This window comes from Dokdonia sinensis (assembly GCF_003688895.1).
Classification (GTDB): Bacteria; Bacteroidota; Bacteroidia; order Flavobacteriales; family Flavobacteriaceae; genus Dokdonia; species Dokdonia sinensis.
Genome location: NZ_REFV01000002.1, coordinates 169,129 through 185,760 on the forward strand (window position 1 = coordinate 169,129; position 16,632 = coordinate 185,760).

A 16,632-nucleotide genomic window follows, 5' to 3' on the forward strand; every position below is an offset into this window, starting at 1 on the left:
TGCTCACTAAATCAAGGCACTTCGATTTGGTTTACAATTTTGTTTATGATATCTACAGAGGTAATATTCTCTGCCTCGGCCTCATACGTGATACCTATACGGTGGCGCAGGATATCGTGTACCACGGCGCGCACATCTTCTGGAATAACATATCCGCGACGTTTGATAAAGGCATAACATTTGGCCGCTGTTGCAAGGTTGATACTACCACGAGGGGAAGCGCCAAAGTTGATTAACGGTTTTAAATCTGCAAGCCCATAATTTTCTGGATATCTTGTAGCAAAAATGATATCGAGAATATATTTTTCAATCTTTTCGTCCATATACACCTCTCTCACGGCACTTTGTGCACGAAGGATTTGGTCTACGGAAACAACAGGATTCACTTTTTCATAGCTTCCCTTTAAGTTTTGGCGTATGATTAATTGCTCATCTGCCAGTTTTGGGTAGTCTATGACTGTTTTGAGCATAAAACGGTCTACTTGCGCTTCAGGAAGTGGGTATGTCCCTTCTTGCTCTACGGGGTTTTGAGTGGCCATTACCAGGAAAGGCTTGTCTAGCACAAACGTCTCATCACCTATGGTTACTTGCTTTTCCTGCATCGCCTCCAGTAGTGCAGACTGTACTTTGGCCGGAGCACGGTTAATCTCATCTGCAAGGACAAAGTTGGCAAAAATGGGTCCTTTCTTAATGCTGAAATCATTAAGCTTCATATTGTAGATGAGTGTCCCCACCACATCTGCCGGAAGTAAGTCTGGTGTAAACTGAATTCTGGAAAATGAACCGTGTACTGCTTGGGCTAGCGTATTAATTGCTAGCGTTTTTGCCAGTCCAGGAACACCTTCTAGAAGGATGTGCCCTTGACCTAAAAGCCCAATCATCAGTCTCTCGATCATATGTTTTTGACCCACGATGACTTTGTTCATTTCCATCGCGAGAATGTCTACAAAGGCACTCTCTCTTTCAATCTTTTCATTAATCGCCTGTATGTCTATCGCGCCAGGATTTGCGCTTTTATTCAGGTCGATACCTGTAGTATTTTCTTCCATAATTGCAGTTTCTGTTTAGGGAAAATCTATAACGGTGCAAAGTCCTGTTTTATTCCTAAAAATCTTGTTAACATTTGGTTAAAAATTATTGAAAATAAAGGGCTTCACATCGATTTGACTAGTTTTAAAAAGGCTAATTTTAATCGAAACACAATTTAAAAAATGATGACGAAATTTTCAAGAATCATTCAGGGCTGTATGACGTGGGGTGCCTGGGGTAAGCAATTCAATGAGCAAGAGATGATTGCGACGATGCACCATTGTTTGGAAGCTGGCATCACCACCTTTGACCACGCAGATATTTATGGGGATTATACGACAGAGGAGGATTTTGGTAACGCTTTCGCGAAAGCGGACATCCCAAGAGACTCCATCCAGCTCATAAGCAAGTGCGGTATCCAGATGAAAGGAGAGGCGCGACCAGAAAACACCATAAAACACTACCAGTACGACGCAAACTACGTCATCTCCAGCGCCGAACGATCGCTTAAAATGTTGCAGACGGAATATCTTGATCTATTCCTGTTGCACCGACCGAGCCCTTTATTACGTCCTGACGAAGTAAGTAAGGCGGTGGAACAATTGAAGTCTCAAGGAAAAATTAAAGCCTTCGGTCTTTCAAACTTTACTCCAGCGCAAACGGATTTAGTAAGAACCAAAACCGAAGTGGTGGCAAACCAAATAGAAATTTCCCTCACCACTAGAGAATCGCTTACGGATGGAAGCCTAGATTATATGATGACACACGGCATAGCGCCTATGAGTTGGAGTCCGCTGGGGAGTGTTTTTAGAGAAGACACCCCGCAAAATCAGCGTATCAAAAAGAAACTGAAATCGCTGAGTGAAAAATACAATGCCAAAGACGACCAATTGTTACTGGCCTGGCTTCTTAAACATCCATCTGGCATTCATCCAGTAATAGGAACCACAAATAAAGAACGGATTACAAATGCCGTCACAGCTTCAGACATTGAACTGGAGTTAAAAGACTGGTTTGAATTGCTAGAGGCGAGTGTAGGGGAGGAAGTGGCTTGATTAAATCGAATTCGAAACTGAAATCGAAGTTGAAGATGATGTCGGAGGTTTCGATACGATTTACAATAGCGCAACGCGCTATTGTAAATCACTCAACCACCTCAGATAGTTAAGCTGATTTAAAATTTATTTAAAAATAAAGGTGGTTGAGTGTTTTTTGAAGAAGCGATTAGCTTTTTTAAAAAATGTATCGAAACTACCGGAATGAAACGAAGAAGCCTCAAAGGATTATGAGTTTCAAGCTTCCTCCTTTGAAGATTGCCTCTGACGACCGAGGCACGAGGGAGAGGAAGTCTTAAAGATGGATGTTCAGCAACAGTGAGTACAGATTCTATTAAAATTAAAAATCCAAGGTGGTTGAGTGATTTTTGAAAAAGCGATGAGCTTTATCAAAAATTGTATCGAAACTACCGAAATGAAATAAACTATGAGAACAGCACTAATCACAGGAGCAACATCAGGAATAGGAAAAGCCACCGCAACACGATTTGCTCGAGAAGGAATAAATCTTATACTATGTGGGAGACGTCAGGAAGAGTTGGATAAACTACAAGAAGAGTTAGGCAATCTTGTAAAAGTTCACACGCTCAATTTTGACATACGTAGCAATGAAAAAGTAACAGAAGCACTCGCTAGTTTACCTCAAGACTTCCGGCAGATAGATATTCTTATAAACAATGCAGGAAACGCTCACGGTCTAGACCCTATCCAAACAGGAAGCGTAGCCGATTGGGACGCAATGCTAGACATCAATGTAAAAGGTTTGCTGTATGTAAGTAAAGCCATCATCCCACAAATGACAGAGCGAAAGTCTGGCCACATCATAAACATAGGATCTACTGCAGGGAAGGAAGTATATCCTAATGGTAATGTGTATTGCGCAAGTAAACACGCCGTAGATGCCATTAATCAAGGAATGAGACTAGACCTTAATAAGCACAACGTACGAGTAGGTGCCATTAACCCCGCAATGGTCGAAACAGATTTTAGCAAAGTGCGCTTTAAAGGAGATTCTGAAAGAGCAGAAAAAGTCTACCAAGGTTTTGACTGTTTACAACCCGAAGATATCGCAGATATTATTCACTTCGTAGTCTCAAGACCATACCACGTGAATATTGCAGACTTAGTGGTTTTTAGTACGGCACAGGCTAGTAGTACTATTGTGAATAGAAATTAATATTGCCGGAGGTTTCGATACTTTTTTATTGAAAACCGAATAGCTTTCAATAAAAAAACTCAACCACCTTAGATAGTTAAATACATTGAAAATATATGGGCAAATTAAGGGGGTTGAGTGATTTTTATCAGAGCGATAGCGGAGATAAAAATTGTATCGAAACTGCCGAAATAGAATAAACAATGATCAACAAACGCCTTCTCGTAAAAAATCTTCTCGCACACAATGACGAGAACAGTTTTTATGACAAGAAGCGTAAGATTGACATCGGTAACAAGGAAGGAAAAGCCAAATTCCTAAAGCACATCTGCGCGCTCTCTAACAGTAATCCAAAAAACAATTCCTACATCGTCATAGGTGTGGACGATGGTGAAAATGCAATCATAGGAGTTCCATTTTTTGACGATAGTAAATTGCAAAATCTTATTAATGCCTATCTGGAGAATCCGCCTATTATTTCTTATGAAAACATACCTTTTCCTAACCTTCCTACAGATTTGGTGGTGGGACTTGTCACCATCCGGGCGCAGGACAAACTCACAGCGCTCAAGCGTAATATTTGGAAATATTGGGGAGGAACGGTGTTCTTTCGGGATGGGAGTATGTCTATGCCTAAGGTTTTTAAAAGTGACATAGTAGATGTAAACAGCGCCATTGTTTCTGCCATTGAGAACCACGCCAAAAATAGCATCGAGCTTACCTTGGACGGTGTGATGGATTTTGTAAACAACCGCCACAAGGATATGGAGAGCACCTACAAGGTGTTCAAAGAGCAGTTTGTGGTGTGCTGGGCGGGTAAAAAGAAGGTGGTTAAAGGGGATACCTACTATTCCCGCGTGGATATTGAGCTTATAAACGAGCAGGTAAAACTGTTTTATTCGGCGCTGGATGAGGTTTCTATTTCTTATGATAATGACACGTTTACGATTTTAGAATATGTGCATTTAGGAGTACAAGAGCAATTTAAATATTACCCGCTGGAAGAGGTGGTAATACGCTTTCGCGAAAGCGGAACCTACACCATCGATACCCATCTCATTTTTGAACCGCCCCAGGTGGACCGCAAGACTTTGTATCATATTTTTAATAACAATAATGTGATTTTTTACAAGCTCAAACGTAGTATCGAGCTTAATCAAGGTGAGTGGAAGGACCTGTATAATCTGTCCAACACGTATTTGATTTGCTATCTGAACGGATTTGACTCTGCCATTCAGAAGCTTGTAGAATTAAAACCCTTTTTAAAGAAATTTAGTGGTGGCATTTATGGCAGGTATAAAGAAACGATGCGTATTTTAAGGAAAGTGCGTTATGAATAAAAGTGATTGTATTTATGGGTAGAACATTAGTTTTTGGAGATATACACGGTGGTCTTAAGGCGCTAAAGCAAGTTATGCAACGCGCAAAAGTTTCTGCAGAGGATCATCTTATTTTTTTAGGTGATTACGTAGATGGATGGAGTGAGAGTGCGGGGGTGATAGATTACTTGATTACGCTTTCGCGAAAGCAAAGAACCACCCTCATACGCGGTAACCATGATGACCTCGTACAGCAATGGCTGGAAGGAAGAGCGCTGTCTCCCAAATGGTTGCAACACGGCGGTCAGAGCACTATAGATTCTTATAATGCCAAGTCGTCTAAAGAGATAGATAAACATATCGCTTTTTATAAGACATTTAAAGACTATTATATAGATAAGGAAAACCGAATGTTCTGTCACGCGGGTTTCCAAAATCTCAACGGCCCCGAGCACGAGTGGCACAGCACCGCATTTTACTGGGATCGCACCTTATGGGAAATGGTGTGTGCGATGCGGGAAGACCTCGATCCGGAAGATTTATTTTATCCCAAACGATTAAAACTTTTTACCGAAATATTCATAGGTCACACGCCTGTAACAAGAATAAATAGGACGGAGCCTGTGAATAAGGCAAACGTATGGAATCTAGATACCGGTGCCGCATTTAAAGGAACCCTTACGGTGATGGATGTAGATACGAAGGAGTTCTGGCAAAGTGATCCTGTAATGCAATTGTACGCAACTGAGAGTGGTCGCAATGAGCAATCCTATAAATAATTAAGGTAAATGCCTAGTCTAATTTCACAAATAACCTTTTGATTAATAGGTTATTAGCTGTTATATTTTGAGTTTTTTGAATGGTGTATTTCGTTTATAACGATATCATATTTGCACCCTAACAAAAACTCAATATTATGAAAACTTCAAGATTTTTTATGTATTTATTTATGGTCTTTGCCATTACACTCACGGCTTGTTCTGAAGACGGAGAAGATGGTATGGACGGTATGGATGGCGCTCCTGGAGCACAAGGACCTGCGGGTGAAGATGGACAGGATGGAGAAGATGGTAATGCAAATGTAGTATCTATTACCATAGACGGATTTCCTATTGTAAGTGGGATTAATAACATTACAATTCCAGAAGTCACTCAGGATATTGTAGATAATGGTTTAGTTCTAGGATATACTACTGTTTCTGGAAATCCTTTTTGGGAAACACTTCCAGTTGTAACTGGAGGTTCGGTAATCTTAGATATAGACAGGATTTTTCTAGAAACTGTAAGGCTAACATCAACCTTTAACCAGACATTAGATTTTAGATTCCTAATTATAGAGGGAACTCCACTAGGACGTCAATCTGGAAGTACCCGAGAATACTACGAGATGCAAGGGGTAGATTTTAATGATTACGAATCTGTTAAGGAATTCTTTAATCTTTAGAATTATTATTGAGCCTCGAAAATTTGAAAACCGAATGTTCAGAAATGACATTCGGTTTCTTTTTTATGAACTTTTGAATTAAGGGGTAAATACCCCTATCCGATTGCGACAATACCACCTCATATAACGATATGATAGGTCGCATATTTGTAGTGTATTAATCACTTAACCACATTTTATTATGAAAACGCAAAAAGGAGATTTGGGGCTTCTGGAGCAGTTTATTCAAGACGAAGAGTTTGACGTATCTTACTTTTCGGTAGAGTTTCCAGATGGGAGTTCTTATGAATATCAAGCTTAGATAACTATCCAAGATTTGAATTAGCCAGCACGTGAGTGTGCTTGAGACATCGGCTATGAGTTTGAGAAAACACATAGCCGATTTTTTATAGAGTTTTCGTAGCTTTAGAACAGAAATTTAAAATAACAACCTATGGGACTTTTTGATAAAATAAAGGAAAAACTGAGCAACGAGTTTATAGACATCATCGAGTGGCTTGACTATACAGATGATACGATTGCCCACCGTTTTGAACGCTACCAGAACGAGATAAAAAACAACGCAAAACTCATAGTAAGGGAAGGACAAACAGCTGTCTTTGTAAATGAAGGCCAGATAGCAGATGTTTTTAAACCGGGAACATATACGCTGAGCACTCAAAACTTACCCATTCTGACGACTTTAAAAGGTTGGAAATATGGTTTTGATAGTCCCTTCAAAGCCGAGGTCTATTTTGTAAACACGCATTTATTTACTGATGAAAAATGGGGAACGAAGAACCCTATTACTTTAAGTGATGAGCGCTTTGGACTCGTAGAGATTCGTGCGTTTGGGACTTATGCATTTAAAATAGCAGATGCAGGAATGTTCATCAAGGAAATTGTGGGGACAGATAATAACTTTACAAATTTTGAGATTAATGAACACCTTAAAAGTCTCATAGCGACTCGATTTACAGATACAGTAGGAGAAGCAAACCTTCCTATAGAATTATATGCCGCAAATACCTCAGAGCTTTCAGAAACGTGTCAAGATGTTATGAAGCCTGAGTTTATGACGGTAGGTATCTCGCTGGAGAAATTCTATATTGAGAATGTCTCAATGCCAGAGGATCTTAAGAAGGAGATTTTCGAATACAGTCGTATTGACAAACTGGACTTGGATAAGCTAACGAAGTTCAAAACTGCAAAAGCTATAGAGGCTGCCGCAGCAAACGAAGGGGGAACGGCTGGCGCAGGAATGGGAATGGGAATGGGCTTTGTGCTAGCACAACAAATGGGCGGTATGATGACTCCTAATATGGGAGGGCAACAACAAGCGCAAACTCAAATGAATCAAGGGGCATCTATGCCACCACCTATGCCAGCGGCAGTTCAATATTTCTACGCCTCTAACGGAGCACAGCAAGGTCCGGTTTCTTTTGAGCAATTACGGGCTCTTTTTGCCAGCCGAACTATCAATAAAGAAAGCTTGGTTTGGAAACAGGGAATGTCTGGATGGATGGCTTTACAAGAGGTGGAAGAACTCAAAGCTTTTTTAGGAGGGAATACGCCACCGCCCTTACCTGCATAATAGATAATGGTTGCTCATTTTTAGTTTGTTCAAACTAAAAATCTAAGGTGGTTAAGATTTTTTAAAGAGCTTGTAGCTTTTTTGATAATTCTATCGAAATCTCTCATTTAAAATGCATCCTTTTCAAATTTAAAATTTTCGCGAAAGCGAACCCAAAATACAATGACAGAAACACCTGTCCATAAAACCGAACTTAAAAAAGCTTGCATTAACTGTGGGGCAGAGCTTAAGTACAAGCCTGGGACCACATCCATAACATGTGACTATTGCGGGCATCAGGAAAAAATTTCTATTGAAACAAGCACCTTTGAGGAGTTGGAACTCTACCCTTATCTCAAGGAAATGGGAGATCAGCGCCATAGTGAGGAAATCTCAATGCTGCATTGCAAGAACTGCGGAGCAAACCAACACGTAGAGGAAAATTATAAGTCTCTGCATTGCGTTTATTGCAGTATGCCGCTTATTCTGGAAGATGCTTACAAGGAAGATTGGATTCTGCCTGGAGCAGTTTTACCTTTTCAAATAGACACACAAAAGTCATTTTTGATATTTCAAAAATGGGTTAAGGGTCTTTGGTGGGCGCCCAATAAACTTAAAAAAGCATCTCTAGATCCTCAATTTACGAAGGGGTTATATTTACCCTATTGGACTTTTGACGCTCATCTAGATGCAGATTATACTGGACAGCGCGGCGAGTACTACTACGTGACTGAAACCTACAGAGATAGCAAAGGAAACACAAAGAGCAGGCAAGTACGTAAAACACGATGGTACCCTGCATCTGGTCACGTTTCGGGATTTGTAGACGATACGTTGGTAAAAGCCTCTGGGCAGCGGGCAGGTCGCGTTCCGTCAAAAATTGCAAGATGGAATTTAAAGAAGTTGCAACCTTTTCACAGTAGCTTTCTGGCAGGTTTTGTGACCGAAAAGTACACCATTCCTCTTAAAGATGGACATTTAAAATCCGAAGAGGTTGCCCAAGGAATAGCAACGAGCTGGGCCAGGAGCGACATAGGTGGAGATACGCAGCGCGTAAGCTCGATAAGTGTTGACCTATCGCGAGAGACGTTTAAACATATTTTGTTACCTGTTTACGTAAGCGCTTATCGTTACAATGGCAAGGAGTATAATTTCTTCGTAAATGGAGAAACTGGAGCCCTCTCCGGTAATAGGCCCTATTCCTTTTGGAAAATCTTCTTTGCGGTTCTCGGTGTTCTCATCATTATCGGGATTATTGTGCTTTTTGCACAACAGGCAGAGCAATTGCAGTAGTTCTTATTGTTGTTTAAATAGCTGTTAAATGTGGTGTTAGATTTTGTTAATTACGCTTTCGCGAAAGCGTACTCCTCGTAACTTTATATCAATCAACTTAAACTACGTATTATGAAATTTACAAGAACAGCTAGTGCAAACTGGAAAGGAACTGGAAAAGAGGGAAAAGGTTCAATATCTACCGAGAGTACCGTGCTAGAAAATGCACAATATGCCTTTGGGACACGTTTTGAGGAAGGAAAAGGGACAAACCCAGAGGAGCTTATCGGAGCGGCGCACGCAGGGTGTTACACGATGCAACTCAGTTTTCTATTAAATGAAGATAAATTTACAGCGACTAATCTTGATACAAAAGCTCACGTAACCTTTGAAGACGGAGAGATTACTAAAATTAAACTCGTTTGTAAGGGAGAAGTGCCAGAAATTAGTAAAGACAAATTTGAAGAGATTGCTCAAAAGGCAAAAGAAGTTTGTCCACTCTCTAAACTCTTGAAAGCCGAAATCACTTTAGAAGCGACGCTTCAATAGCATTTAAATATTCATACAAATGATAACCGCCAAAGCTCTTGAGAACTTTGGCGGTTTCTTTATGGCGCTAATTCAAATTTGAGTATTACTCCTTGCCATAATCGTGTTCATCTTGCCATCTTTTAAGTTGGTCCCATTTTCCTAATGCAGCAAGTTCTGCTTGCATAGGCCAGGTTGCAGGTCTGTGTATTTCGAAGCGTTTTCCGCCAGAATTAAGTACTTCCTGACACTTCTCTACAGAAGTCTCGGCGAGATTTGCCCACGTTTTAATATCGTGGTTGTGAAAGAGCTCTGCTATTTTAGGACCAATTCCTTCAACAACGGTTAAGTCATCTTGTTTAATTTTTTTGCCAAACGCAGCCGCTGCAGCCGCTGCATCAAAAGAAATTGGGACTATCCTAGTAACCGTTTTGTTGCCAGCAGTAAATGAGGAAGCCATACTTGCACTACTCGATGCAGCTACTGGAGCAGCCTTGAGTTTAGAATTACAAGCGTCTAAGTCTGCTTGAAGGGAAGCGTTCTTCCGTTTCCAGAGCTCGATATCTCCTTCACTATTACTTGACCCGCCTGCGAGACGTCCAAGAAGATATCCTAGTATTCCGCAGATGATTCCTGCAATGAGTGGCCATATCCAGCAAGCTATATTTGAAAAATCCATAATGTATATTTTTTAAGTTTGTTGTTAGTTTAATGTGACGACACAGCGTCTATTTTTTGCACGTCCAGCTTCTGTATCATTTGTAGCGATTGGAGCATCTGGACCTTGTGATGTAGTATTGATTTTGTTAGGAGCAATACCATTTCTAGCAAGGTAATTTTTAGCAAAATTTGCTCTTTCTAACCCAAGCCTTGTATTTGTGGTTCTACTGCCTGTGTTGTCGGTATGGCCTGTAATTGCAACAGTTGCACCTTCGACTTTATCAAGATAACGACTCATTGCACCTACTTTTTCTCGCTGTTCTGGGGTGAGTTGTATGGATGCTTCTGCAGTATCGAAATATAGAATGAGAGGATTTGCTTTAATATCTGTAGCGATGGCCTCGAGCGCATCTGCTTCTTGTGCAGCTGCATCATCTGTGCGCGTTGTCATACTATATTTTATAGGTCCTCTATACACATTTCCATCTGGGACGAGCGATGCGTTGAGTTCACCATACGTATTGATACGTGTAGATGGGATTCCTTTACCTACAAAGTAGTTTTTTACAGCATTTGCTCGTGCAAGTCCAAGATTTGCAAGTGCAGATGTGTTTTCTTCATCACTATCATAGTAACCTGTAATGTCTACAAATTTTCCAGTATTCCCATCAGCATTGAGATAGGCATAAAGTTTTCCTATGCCATCATCTACTTGTCCGGAAACGGGTTGAAGAATACTAAATTCTGACGTGTTAAAATTAAAATTGTCATTGCTATTAATGGCAAAGCTTCCATCGGGGTCTTTAAGATCAAAGCCCCAACTTGTCGCTGTATCTGCGGTGGTCTCGCTAGCGACGGCATTACGATTGTCTGTATCGCTTTGTGTTGAAGTTCCTGCAGCTGTTGCTCCTTCTTGAGCTCCGCAGCAGAAAAACCAGGCCAAAATCATACAGATGATCATCGTAAGCAACATACCTAGTAGGTATCCTGATTTCTTACTCATGTGGTTCGTTTTTACGGTTAATGTGTCTTAAAGTTAGTTAAAAAACGAACACGAAAGTTTCTTACAGGCTCATATTTAATGATTTAGGCAGTTGCACGGAATATTTGATGCGTTTGTCGGTGTATTAAACAATATAATTTTGTGTTAAACGTGAACTTTGGGCGCCTGGAGCTGATTTTTTGGGTAACTAGAATCTTTGCTCTTTTTGCTTTCGCGAAAGCGTAAAAACGGGAGAGGAATTATAAAAGCAAAACGCCACTTGTGTAGTTCAAGTGGCGTTTTAGATTAATTAAGAAATACTGAAACCTACAAATCAAATTTGATTCCCTGTGCGAGTGGCAGTTCAGTAGTATAGTTTATAGTATTTGTCTGACGGCGCATATATACTTTCCAAGCGTCTGATCCAGACTCACGTCCTCCTCCAGTATCTTTTTCTCCTCCGAAGGCACCACCTATCTCTGCTCCAGAAGTTCCTATATTAACGTTTGCAATACCACAGTCTGAACCGGCAACGCTTAAGAAGCGTTCTGCCTCACGAAGGTTGTTCGTCATTATTGCAGAAGATAGTCCTTGTGCCACTCCGTTTTGAAGTTCAAGAGCATTCTCAACATCTCCACTATATTTTAATAAATATAAAACGGGAGCAAATGTCTCGTGTTGTACGATCTCAAACTCATTGCTAGCTTCTGCAATTGCTGGTTTTACATAGCAGCCGCTCTCGTAGCCTTCTCCAGAGAGTACGCCGCCTTCTACGATGATCTTTCCACCCTCTGCAACAACGCGCTCTAGAGCTTTGTTGTAGTTTGCTACCGCATCTTTATCGATAAGTGGTCCCACGTGATTATTTTCATCTAGTGGATTACCTATGCGTAGTTGTCCATAAGCATCTACAATTGCATTTTTTACTTTGTCATATATAGATTCGTGTATGATAATACGACGGGTGGACGTACAACGCTGTCCAGCCGTTCCTACAGCACCAAACACCCCACCTATCACAGTCATTTTTACATCTGCATCTGGAGTAACAATAATAGCATTATTTCCTCCTAGCTCAAGTAATGACTTCCCTAGGCGTTCTCCCACAGTAGCAGCAACGATTTTACCCATACGTGTAGAACCTGTTGCAGAAACTAGAGGGATTCTTCGATCTGTAGTCATCATTTCTCCTACCTTATAATCGCCATTGATAAGACAAGAAATACCTTCTGGTAAGTCATTTGCTTTTAAAACTTCGGCAATGATATTTTGACAAGCTACACCACAAAGTGGTGTTTTTTCTGACGGCTTCCAGACGCATACATCTCCACAAATCCAAGCGAGAGCCGTATTCCAAGCCCAAACCGCTACTGGGAAGTTAAAGGCAGAAATAATTCCTACCACTCCTAGTGGGTGATATTGCTCGTACATTCTGTGTCCTGGACGCTCAGAGTGCATGGTAAGTCCGTGTAACTGACGTGAAAGACCAACTGCAAAATCACAGATGTCTATCATCTCTTGCACTTCACCTAATCCTTCTTGATAGGATTTCCCCATTTCATAAGAAACGAGTTTTCCTAGCGCTTCTTTTTTTTCGCGTAGTTTTTCTCCAAACTGGCGTACAATCTCTCCACGTAAAGGTGCAGGCATTGTTCTAAAGTCCTTAAAAGCAGCGGTTGCTGCGCTCATCACTTTCTCATAGTCTTCCTTAGTTGTAGATTTTACTTTTCCTATAAGTTGACCATCCACAGGAGAGTAAGACTCAATTACTTCTCCATTGCTAAAGTTTTCCTGACCCGTTGATGTTCCTTCATTAACATCTTTTACACCCAATTGCTTAAGTGCCTCTACTATTCCAAATTCCTGTGCTACTGTGCTCATATTTTCATTTAATTTCTGCGAACCTGCCTACTGGCAGGCAGGGGCGGAAATCTCATCCAGCCTGTCGCAATGATTATTCATTCGTAAAACCTTCCGCCTGTGCAGAAGCGTATTAAATTACGAAAGCGTGACTCATCTCACCTATCGCAATAGTTATTCATTAAAAAGTTTTCCGCTTTCGCGAAAGCGTCTAAAAACCGAAATCATTAATAAAAATGTACTAGCGATTTTTTATCAAAAAAGCCGAAATTTAATTCTTAATTTTTGATCGCACGAATTTAAGGATAATTCAAGGGTATCCATAAAAAAGGGCGTGATTTTCATCACGCCTAGTATTTTTAGTTACTTTTTTGATTATTCTGCAGTAAAGCGTTCGTCTGCTTGCATCACTTCACCACAATTATCGCACGTTCTTTTGTGTATATCGTTGTAAAAATCCTTAAAGTGTTTAAGGAAATCTTTCTCAATATCTGTAAGTGGGAAGTAGACGTCATACAATTTATTGTTACAATTATCACAGAACCACAAAAGCCCATCCTTACCCGCTACGTCATCGCGTTTACGCTCAATGACAAGGCCTATAGATCCCTCGTGACGCACGGGAGAGTGCGGTACTTTTGCAGGGTGTAAATACATATCGCCAGGTCCAAGCTTCATCGTGCGCTTCTTACCATTGTCTTGAACGTGGACTTCGATGTGGCCTTCCAGCTGGTAAAAAAGTTCTTCAGTCTCATTATAGTGATAATCTTTGCGGGCATTAGGCCCCGCTACGATCATTACGATATAGTCGCCTGCGTCTTTGTATAAATTCTTATTTCCCACAGGAGGCTTGAGTAAATCTCTATTTTCTTCGACCCACTTGTTGAGGTTAAATGGTTTTTGGATAGCCATATGGTTTGTTTTCTATAAAAATACAATTTTCTCCGAGTACGCTTTCGCAAAAGCGTACCAAAAAACAACCCCACATACTTAAGTTTGTGGGGTCGATAATCATATACCTATGATTTGGGGTATCGTTGAGGCTTACTTTATAAATATCTGGGTGTAATAATTAATTCCGTATTCATTTGCAGCAACTCCTATTCCTGTATGAGTGTAGTTGCTTTCTATAGCTTCTTTGTGTGAAGGACTATTTAACCAAGCGGCTACAACAAGCTCAGGAGTGCGTTGCCCGTATGCTACGTTTTCGCTCACCACCTCAGCTCCCTTTGCTTTTAGAAAATCCGAACGTTTAAAAAAGTTGTCGTGACTCATCTTATTTTGCTCTACCATATAAATGGTATGTTCGATTGCTTTTGCCTTAGACGATGTGTCTAGTCGTAGCTCATCGAGACCTATACTCGCACGATGTGCATTGATCTCATCAAGAACATCTAGCGCAAAGTCATCGTCTTGAACAATGTTTACATTTGTTTCTAAATTTGCCGTTTCATTAATTTCAGAAACAGGCTCTGGGCTGCAAGATGCCAATAGACCAATAAGGCCCATTAGGCATAAACTTCGGTTAATCAATTTCATAATTTGGGGTTATGATAGATGACTAATTTATAAAACTATTGCATTTAAACGTTATAATTATGTATTTAATCGATGAAATGCATAGTAAATTATATTTAGACTATAGGATTAATCTTGTTCAAGGTAGATGGAGTCGATTATGATCGACGAAATGCACAATTTTTAATTTTTCTCCCTTTTAGTGCCATTTTATAATGGATTTATAACTTTTTTGTGGGAATTTTCCTTTTTTACGCTTTCGCGAAAGCGTAATTATCACCACGCACCACGACCAATTTTCTCCTTATATTTAAAGACTCAACAAAACAGTTGCACTATGAAAAAGTTAATATATATGTGTGTCGCTTTGGTAGCGTTTGCTTCCTGTGATATGCCAGTTAAAGAAAGATCTACAGATACTGCTCAAACGGACAATCGAGCACCCGAGGAGAAATTTGGCATTGTGATCCACGGGGGAGCTGGGACAATCCTTAAAAAGAATATGAGCGATTCTCTTGAAGCAGCTTACAAAGCAAAGCTAGAAGAGGCTATCCAGGTGGGACATAAAATCCTTGCAAGTGGTGGCACGAGTATGGAAGCCGTAACTGCTACGATAAATATTATGGAAGATAGTCCGCTGTTTAATGCTGGTAAAGGTGCTGTTTTTACACACGATGGTACAAATGAACTCGACGCAAGTGTGATGGACGGAAAAACCCTTAATGCTGGCGCAATCTCTGGTGTAACTACCGTTAAAAATCCGATTAACCTCGCCGTTGCGGTTATGGATAAAAGCGAGCACGTAATGCTAAGTGCAAAAGGAGCTGAGCAGTTTGCGGCCGAACAAGGGTTGGAAATCGTAGACCCAAAATATTTTTATACAGAACGTAGATTCCAGTCACTGCAACATATTATCGATAAAGAGAAAACGGAGTTGGACCACGATGGAGACAAAAAAGTTAGTTTTGTAGATCCTTTTATTAAGGATTCAAAATTTGGAACCGTAGGATGTGCAGCACTCGACAAATACGGAAATCTTGCTGCGGGAACATCTACCGGTGGGATGACAAATAAGCGTTACAACCGCATAGGTGATGCTCCCATTATAGGTTCTGGGACGTATGCAAATAATGCGACCTGCGCAGTGAGCAGCACAGGTTGGGGCGAATTTTTTATACGCGCTCAGGTGGCCCACGACATTAGTGCGATGATGGAATATAAAGGAGTTTCACTTCAAGAGGCAGCAAGCGAGGTCATCCAAAAGAAGGTCCCAGCTTTAGGCGGAGATGGTGGAATTGTAGCCATAGACAAGGATGGAAACATTGCAATGGAGTTCAATACTGCTGGGATGTACCGTGCTCATATGAATGCAGATGGTGAATTGACCGTAGGAATCTATAAGAAGTAATGGTAAAAACAGCACTGATCACTGGAGCAAGTAGCGGGATAGGTAAGGAACTAGCGAGAATTCACGCAAAAAACGGCGGTAATCTAGTTATAGTCGCCCGTAGCGAGGACAAGCTTAAAGACTTGCAAGGCGAACTCGAAAGAACCCAAGGTGTCGAGGTTCACGTTATTGTAAAGGACTTGACGACTACCAGTGCTGCTCAAGAAATATACAATGAAGCAAAGAATAAGGGAATTGCGGTAGATTATCTTATAAACAACGCCGGCTTTGGAGGTCATGGGAAATTTCACGAGCGGGATTGGGAAGATGATCTAGCGATGATACATCTAAATGTGGTGGCACTTACTGCGCTTTCGCGAAAGTTTTTACCCGATTTTGTGAATCGAAATTCGGGAAGAATTCTAAATGTATCCTCCACAGCGAGTTTGATGCCCGGGCCGTTACAAGCAGTTTATTTTGCAACTAAGGCTTATGTAACCTCCTTTAGCAACGCCATTGCCGAAGAGTTAAGCGATACAAAAGTTACCGTTACCGCATTACTGCCAGGAGCGACCGAAACAGACTTTGCCGAAACTGCAGGAATGGCAGATGCAGATCTTTTTCAAAATACCTTTAGTGCTAGGGAAGTGGCGCAAGCAGGATATGATGCAATGCTACAAGGAAAGCTAGAAGTAATGGCTGGACTTACCTTTGGTCAAAAAGTGATGATGAAGACGCTAGCGATTACTCCGAAAAAGCTCGTGATGAAGCAGGTGAGGAAATTACAGGAGAAAAAGTGAATGATAATTAACTAATTTAAAGCGAATATAGGTGGAGATTCCCGCCGGAGTTTATCCTGAGCGCTTTGAC

At 40.8% G+C, this 16,632-nt stretch carries 16 protein-coding genes; 10 read left to right on the forward strand and 6 right to left on the reverse strand.

All coding sequences use genetic code 11. The features are described from left to right. Positions 1-11: 11 nt before the first annotated feature. Positions 12-1,049, reverse strand: a complete 1,038-nt coding sequence (locus EAX61_RS02835) for an AAA family ATPase (protein WP_121916147.1) — start codon at positions 1,047-1,049, stop codon at positions 12-14. Between the two features lie 162 nt (positions 1,050-1,211). On the opposite strand from EAX61_RS02835, the gene EAX61_RS02840 reads away from it, so the two are divergent. The 8 genes from EAX61_RS02840 (at position 1,212) to EAX61_RS02875 (ending at position 9,376) form a co-directional block, all read left to right on the forward strand. Beyond that, the gene (locus tag EAX61_RS02840; protein ID WP_430641062.1) at positions 1,212-2,084 is read left to right on the forward strand and encodes an aldo/keto reductase; all 873 of its coding nucleotides are present in this window, start codon (positions 1,212-1,214) and stop codon (positions 2,082-2,084) included. 427 nt (positions 2,085-2,511) lie between these two features. Continuing rightward, positions 2,512-3,261 (forward strand): SDR family NAD(P)-dependent oxidoreductase, encoded by a 750-nt coding sequence (locus tag EAX61_RS02845; RefSeq protein ID WP_121916149.1) that lies wholly within the window; start codon positions 2,512-2,514, stop codon positions 3,259-3,261. A gap of 182 nt (positions 3,262-3,443) precedes the next feature. Beyond that, on the forward strand, positions 3,444-4,580 hold the full coding sequence (locus tag EAX61_RS02850) for an ATP-binding protein (RefSeq protein WP_121916150.1): 1,137 nt from the start codon (positions 3,444-3,446) through the stop codon (positions 4,578-4,580). A gap of 14 nt (positions 4,581-4,594) precedes the next feature. Further along, a complete protein-coding gene (locus EAX61_RS02855; protein WP_121916151.1) occupies positions 4,595-5,338 on the forward strand; it encodes a metallophosphoesterase family protein in 744 nt (247 codons plus the stop codon). A 137-nt stretch (positions 5,339-5,475) separates the two neighbouring features. Continuing rightward, a complete protein-coding gene (locus tag EAX61_RS16525; protein ID WP_201739407.1) occupies positions 5,476-6,003 on the forward strand; it encodes a collagen-like protein in 528 nt (175 codons plus the stop codon). A gap of 433 nt (positions 6,004-6,436) precedes the next feature. Beyond that, positions 6,437-7,576 carry an SPFH domain-containing protein gene (locus EAX61_RS02865; protein ID WP_121916152.1) on the forward strand — a complete coding sequence of 380 codons (1,140 nt, stop codon included), beginning with the start codon at positions 6,437-6,439 and terminating at the stop codon, positions 7,574-7,576. A 162-nt stretch (positions 7,577-7,738) separates the two neighbouring features. Then, a complete protein-coding gene (locus EAX61_RS02870) occupies positions 7,739-8,848 on the forward strand; it encodes a TFIIB-type zinc ribbon-containing protein (RefSeq protein WP_121916153.1) in 1,110 nt (369 codons plus the stop codon). A gap of 111 nt (positions 8,849-8,959) precedes the next feature. Next, the gene (locus tag EAX61_RS02875; RefSeq protein WP_121916154.1) at positions 8,960-9,376 is read left to right on the forward strand and encodes an OsmC family protein; all 417 of its coding nucleotides are present in this window, start codon (positions 8,960-8,962) and stop codon (positions 9,374-9,376) included. 85 nt (positions 9,377-9,461) lie between these two features. Here the strand turns inward: EAX61_RS02875 and EAX61_RS02880 are convergent, their stop codons facing one another. From EAX61_RS02880 to EAX61_RS02900, 5 genes are all read right to left on the reverse strand, one after another. Next, positions 9,462-10,034 (reverse strand): hypothetical protein, encoded by a 573-nt coding sequence (locus tag EAX61_RS02880; protein WP_121916155.1) that lies wholly within the window; start codon positions 10,032-10,034, stop codon positions 9,462-9,464. A gap of 24 nt (positions 10,035-10,058) precedes the next feature. Beyond that, positions 10,059-11,018, reverse strand: a complete 960-nt coding sequence (locus tag EAX61_RS02885; RefSeq protein WP_121916156.1) for an OmpA family protein — start codon at positions 11,016-11,018, stop codon at positions 10,059-10,061. Positions 11,019-11,324: 306 nt separating this feature from the next. Continuing rightward, positions 11,325-12,878 carry an L-piperidine-6-carboxylate dehydrogenase gene (gene amaB, locus EAX61_RS02890; protein WP_121916157.1) on the reverse strand — a complete coding sequence of 518 codons (1,554 nt, stop codon included), beginning with the start codon at positions 12,876-12,878 and terminating at the stop codon, positions 11,325-11,327. Between the two features lie 354 nt (positions 12,879-13,232). Next, on the reverse strand, positions 13,233-13,769 hold the full coding sequence (locus EAX61_RS02895) for a 3-hydroxyanthranilate 3,4-dioxygenase (RefSeq protein WP_121916158.1): 537 nt from the start codon (positions 13,767-13,769) through the stop codon (positions 13,233-13,235). A gap of 132 nt (positions 13,770-13,901) precedes the next feature. Then, complete coding sequence (locus EAX61_RS02900) at positions 13,902-14,396, reverse strand: CAP domain-containing protein (RefSeq protein ID WP_121916159.1); 495 nt, start codon at positions 14,394-14,396, stop codon at positions 13,902-13,904. Positions 14,397-14,712: 316 nt separating this feature from the next. On the opposite strand from EAX61_RS02900, the gene EAX61_RS02905 reads away from it, so the two are divergent. Continuing rightward, positions 14,713-15,783 carry an isoaspartyl peptidase/L-asparaginase family protein gene (locus EAX61_RS02905; RefSeq protein WP_121916160.1) on the forward strand — a complete coding sequence of 357 codons (1,071 nt, stop codon included), beginning with the start codon at positions 14,713-14,715 and terminating at the stop codon, positions 15,781-15,783. Further along, complete coding sequence (locus tag EAX61_RS02910) at positions 15,783-16,562, forward strand: SDR family NAD(P)-dependent oxidoreductase (RefSeq protein WP_121916161.1); 780 nt, start codon at positions 15,783-15,785, stop codon at positions 16,560-16,562. Before EAX61_RS02905 ends, EAX61_RS02910 begins: the two co-directional genes overlap by 1 nt. Positions 16,563-16,632: the final 70 nt, after the last annotated feature.

Excerpts from the sequence above, each read along its gene's own strand:
- EAX61_RS02845 (WP_121916149.1), top strand. The coding sequence starts at position 2,512 with ATGAGAACAGCACTAATCACAGGAGCAACATCAGGAATAGGAAAAGCC.
- amaB (WP_121916157.1), bottom strand. The coding sequence starts at position 12,878 with ATGAGCACAGTAGCACAGGAATTTGGAATAGTAGAGGCACTTAAGCAA.
- EAX61_RS02840 (WP_430641062.1), top strand. The coding sequence starts at position 1,212 with ATGATGACGAAATTTTCAAGAATCATTCAGGGCTGTATGACGTGGGGT.
- EAX61_RS02835 (WP_121916147.1), bottom strand. The coding sequence starts at position 1,049 with ATGGAAGAAAATACTACAGGTATCGACCTGAATAAAAGCGCAAATCCT.
- EAX61_RS02855 (WP_121916151.1), top strand. The coding sequence starts at position 4,595 with ATGGGTAGAACATTAGTTTTTGGAGATATACACGGTGGTCTTAAGGCG.
- EAX61_RS02870 (WP_121916153.1), top strand. The coding sequence starts at position 7,739 with ATGACAGAAACACCTGTCCATAAAACCGAACTTAAAAAAGCTTGCATT.
- EAX61_RS02850 (WP_121916150.1), top strand. The coding sequence starts at position 3,444 with ATGATCAACAAACGCCTTCTCGTAAAAAATCTTCTCGCACACAATGAC.
- EAX61_RS02880 (WP_121916155.1), bottom strand. The coding sequence starts at position 10,034 with ATGGATTTTTCAAATATAGCTTGCTGGATATGGCCACTCATTGCAGGA.
- EAX61_RS02875 (WP_121916154.1), top strand. The coding sequence starts at position 8,960 with ATGAAATTTACAAGAACAGCTAGTGCAAACTGGAAAGGAACTGGAAAA.
- EAX61_RS02905 (WP_121916160.1), top strand. The coding sequence starts at position 14,713 with ATGAAAAAGTTAATATATATGTGTGTCGCTTTGGTAGCGTTTGCTTCC.
- EAX61_RS02885 (WP_121916156.1), bottom strand. The coding sequence starts at position 11,018 with ATGAGTAAGAAATCAGGATACCTACTAGGTATGTTGCTTACGATGATC.
- EAX61_RS02895 (WP_121916158.1), bottom strand. The coding sequence starts at position 13,769 with ATGGCTATCCAAAAACCATTTAACCTCAACAAGTGGGTCGAAGAAAAT.
- EAX61_RS02865 (WP_121916152.1), top strand. The coding sequence starts at position 6,437 with ATGGGACTTTTTGATAAAATAAAGGAAAAACTGAGCAACGAGTTTATA.
- EAX61_RS02900 (WP_121916159.1), bottom strand. The coding sequence starts at position 14,396 with ATGAAATTGATTAACCGAAGTTTATGCCTAATGGGCCTTATTGGTCTA.
- EAX61_RS16525 (WP_201739407.1), top strand. The coding sequence starts at position 5,476 with ATGAAAACTTCAAGATTTTTTATGTATTTATTTATGGTCTTTGCCATT.
- EAX61_RS02910 (WP_121916161.1), top strand. The coding sequence starts at position 15,783 with ATGGTAAAAACAGCACTGATCACTGGAGCAAGTAGCGGGATAGGTAAG.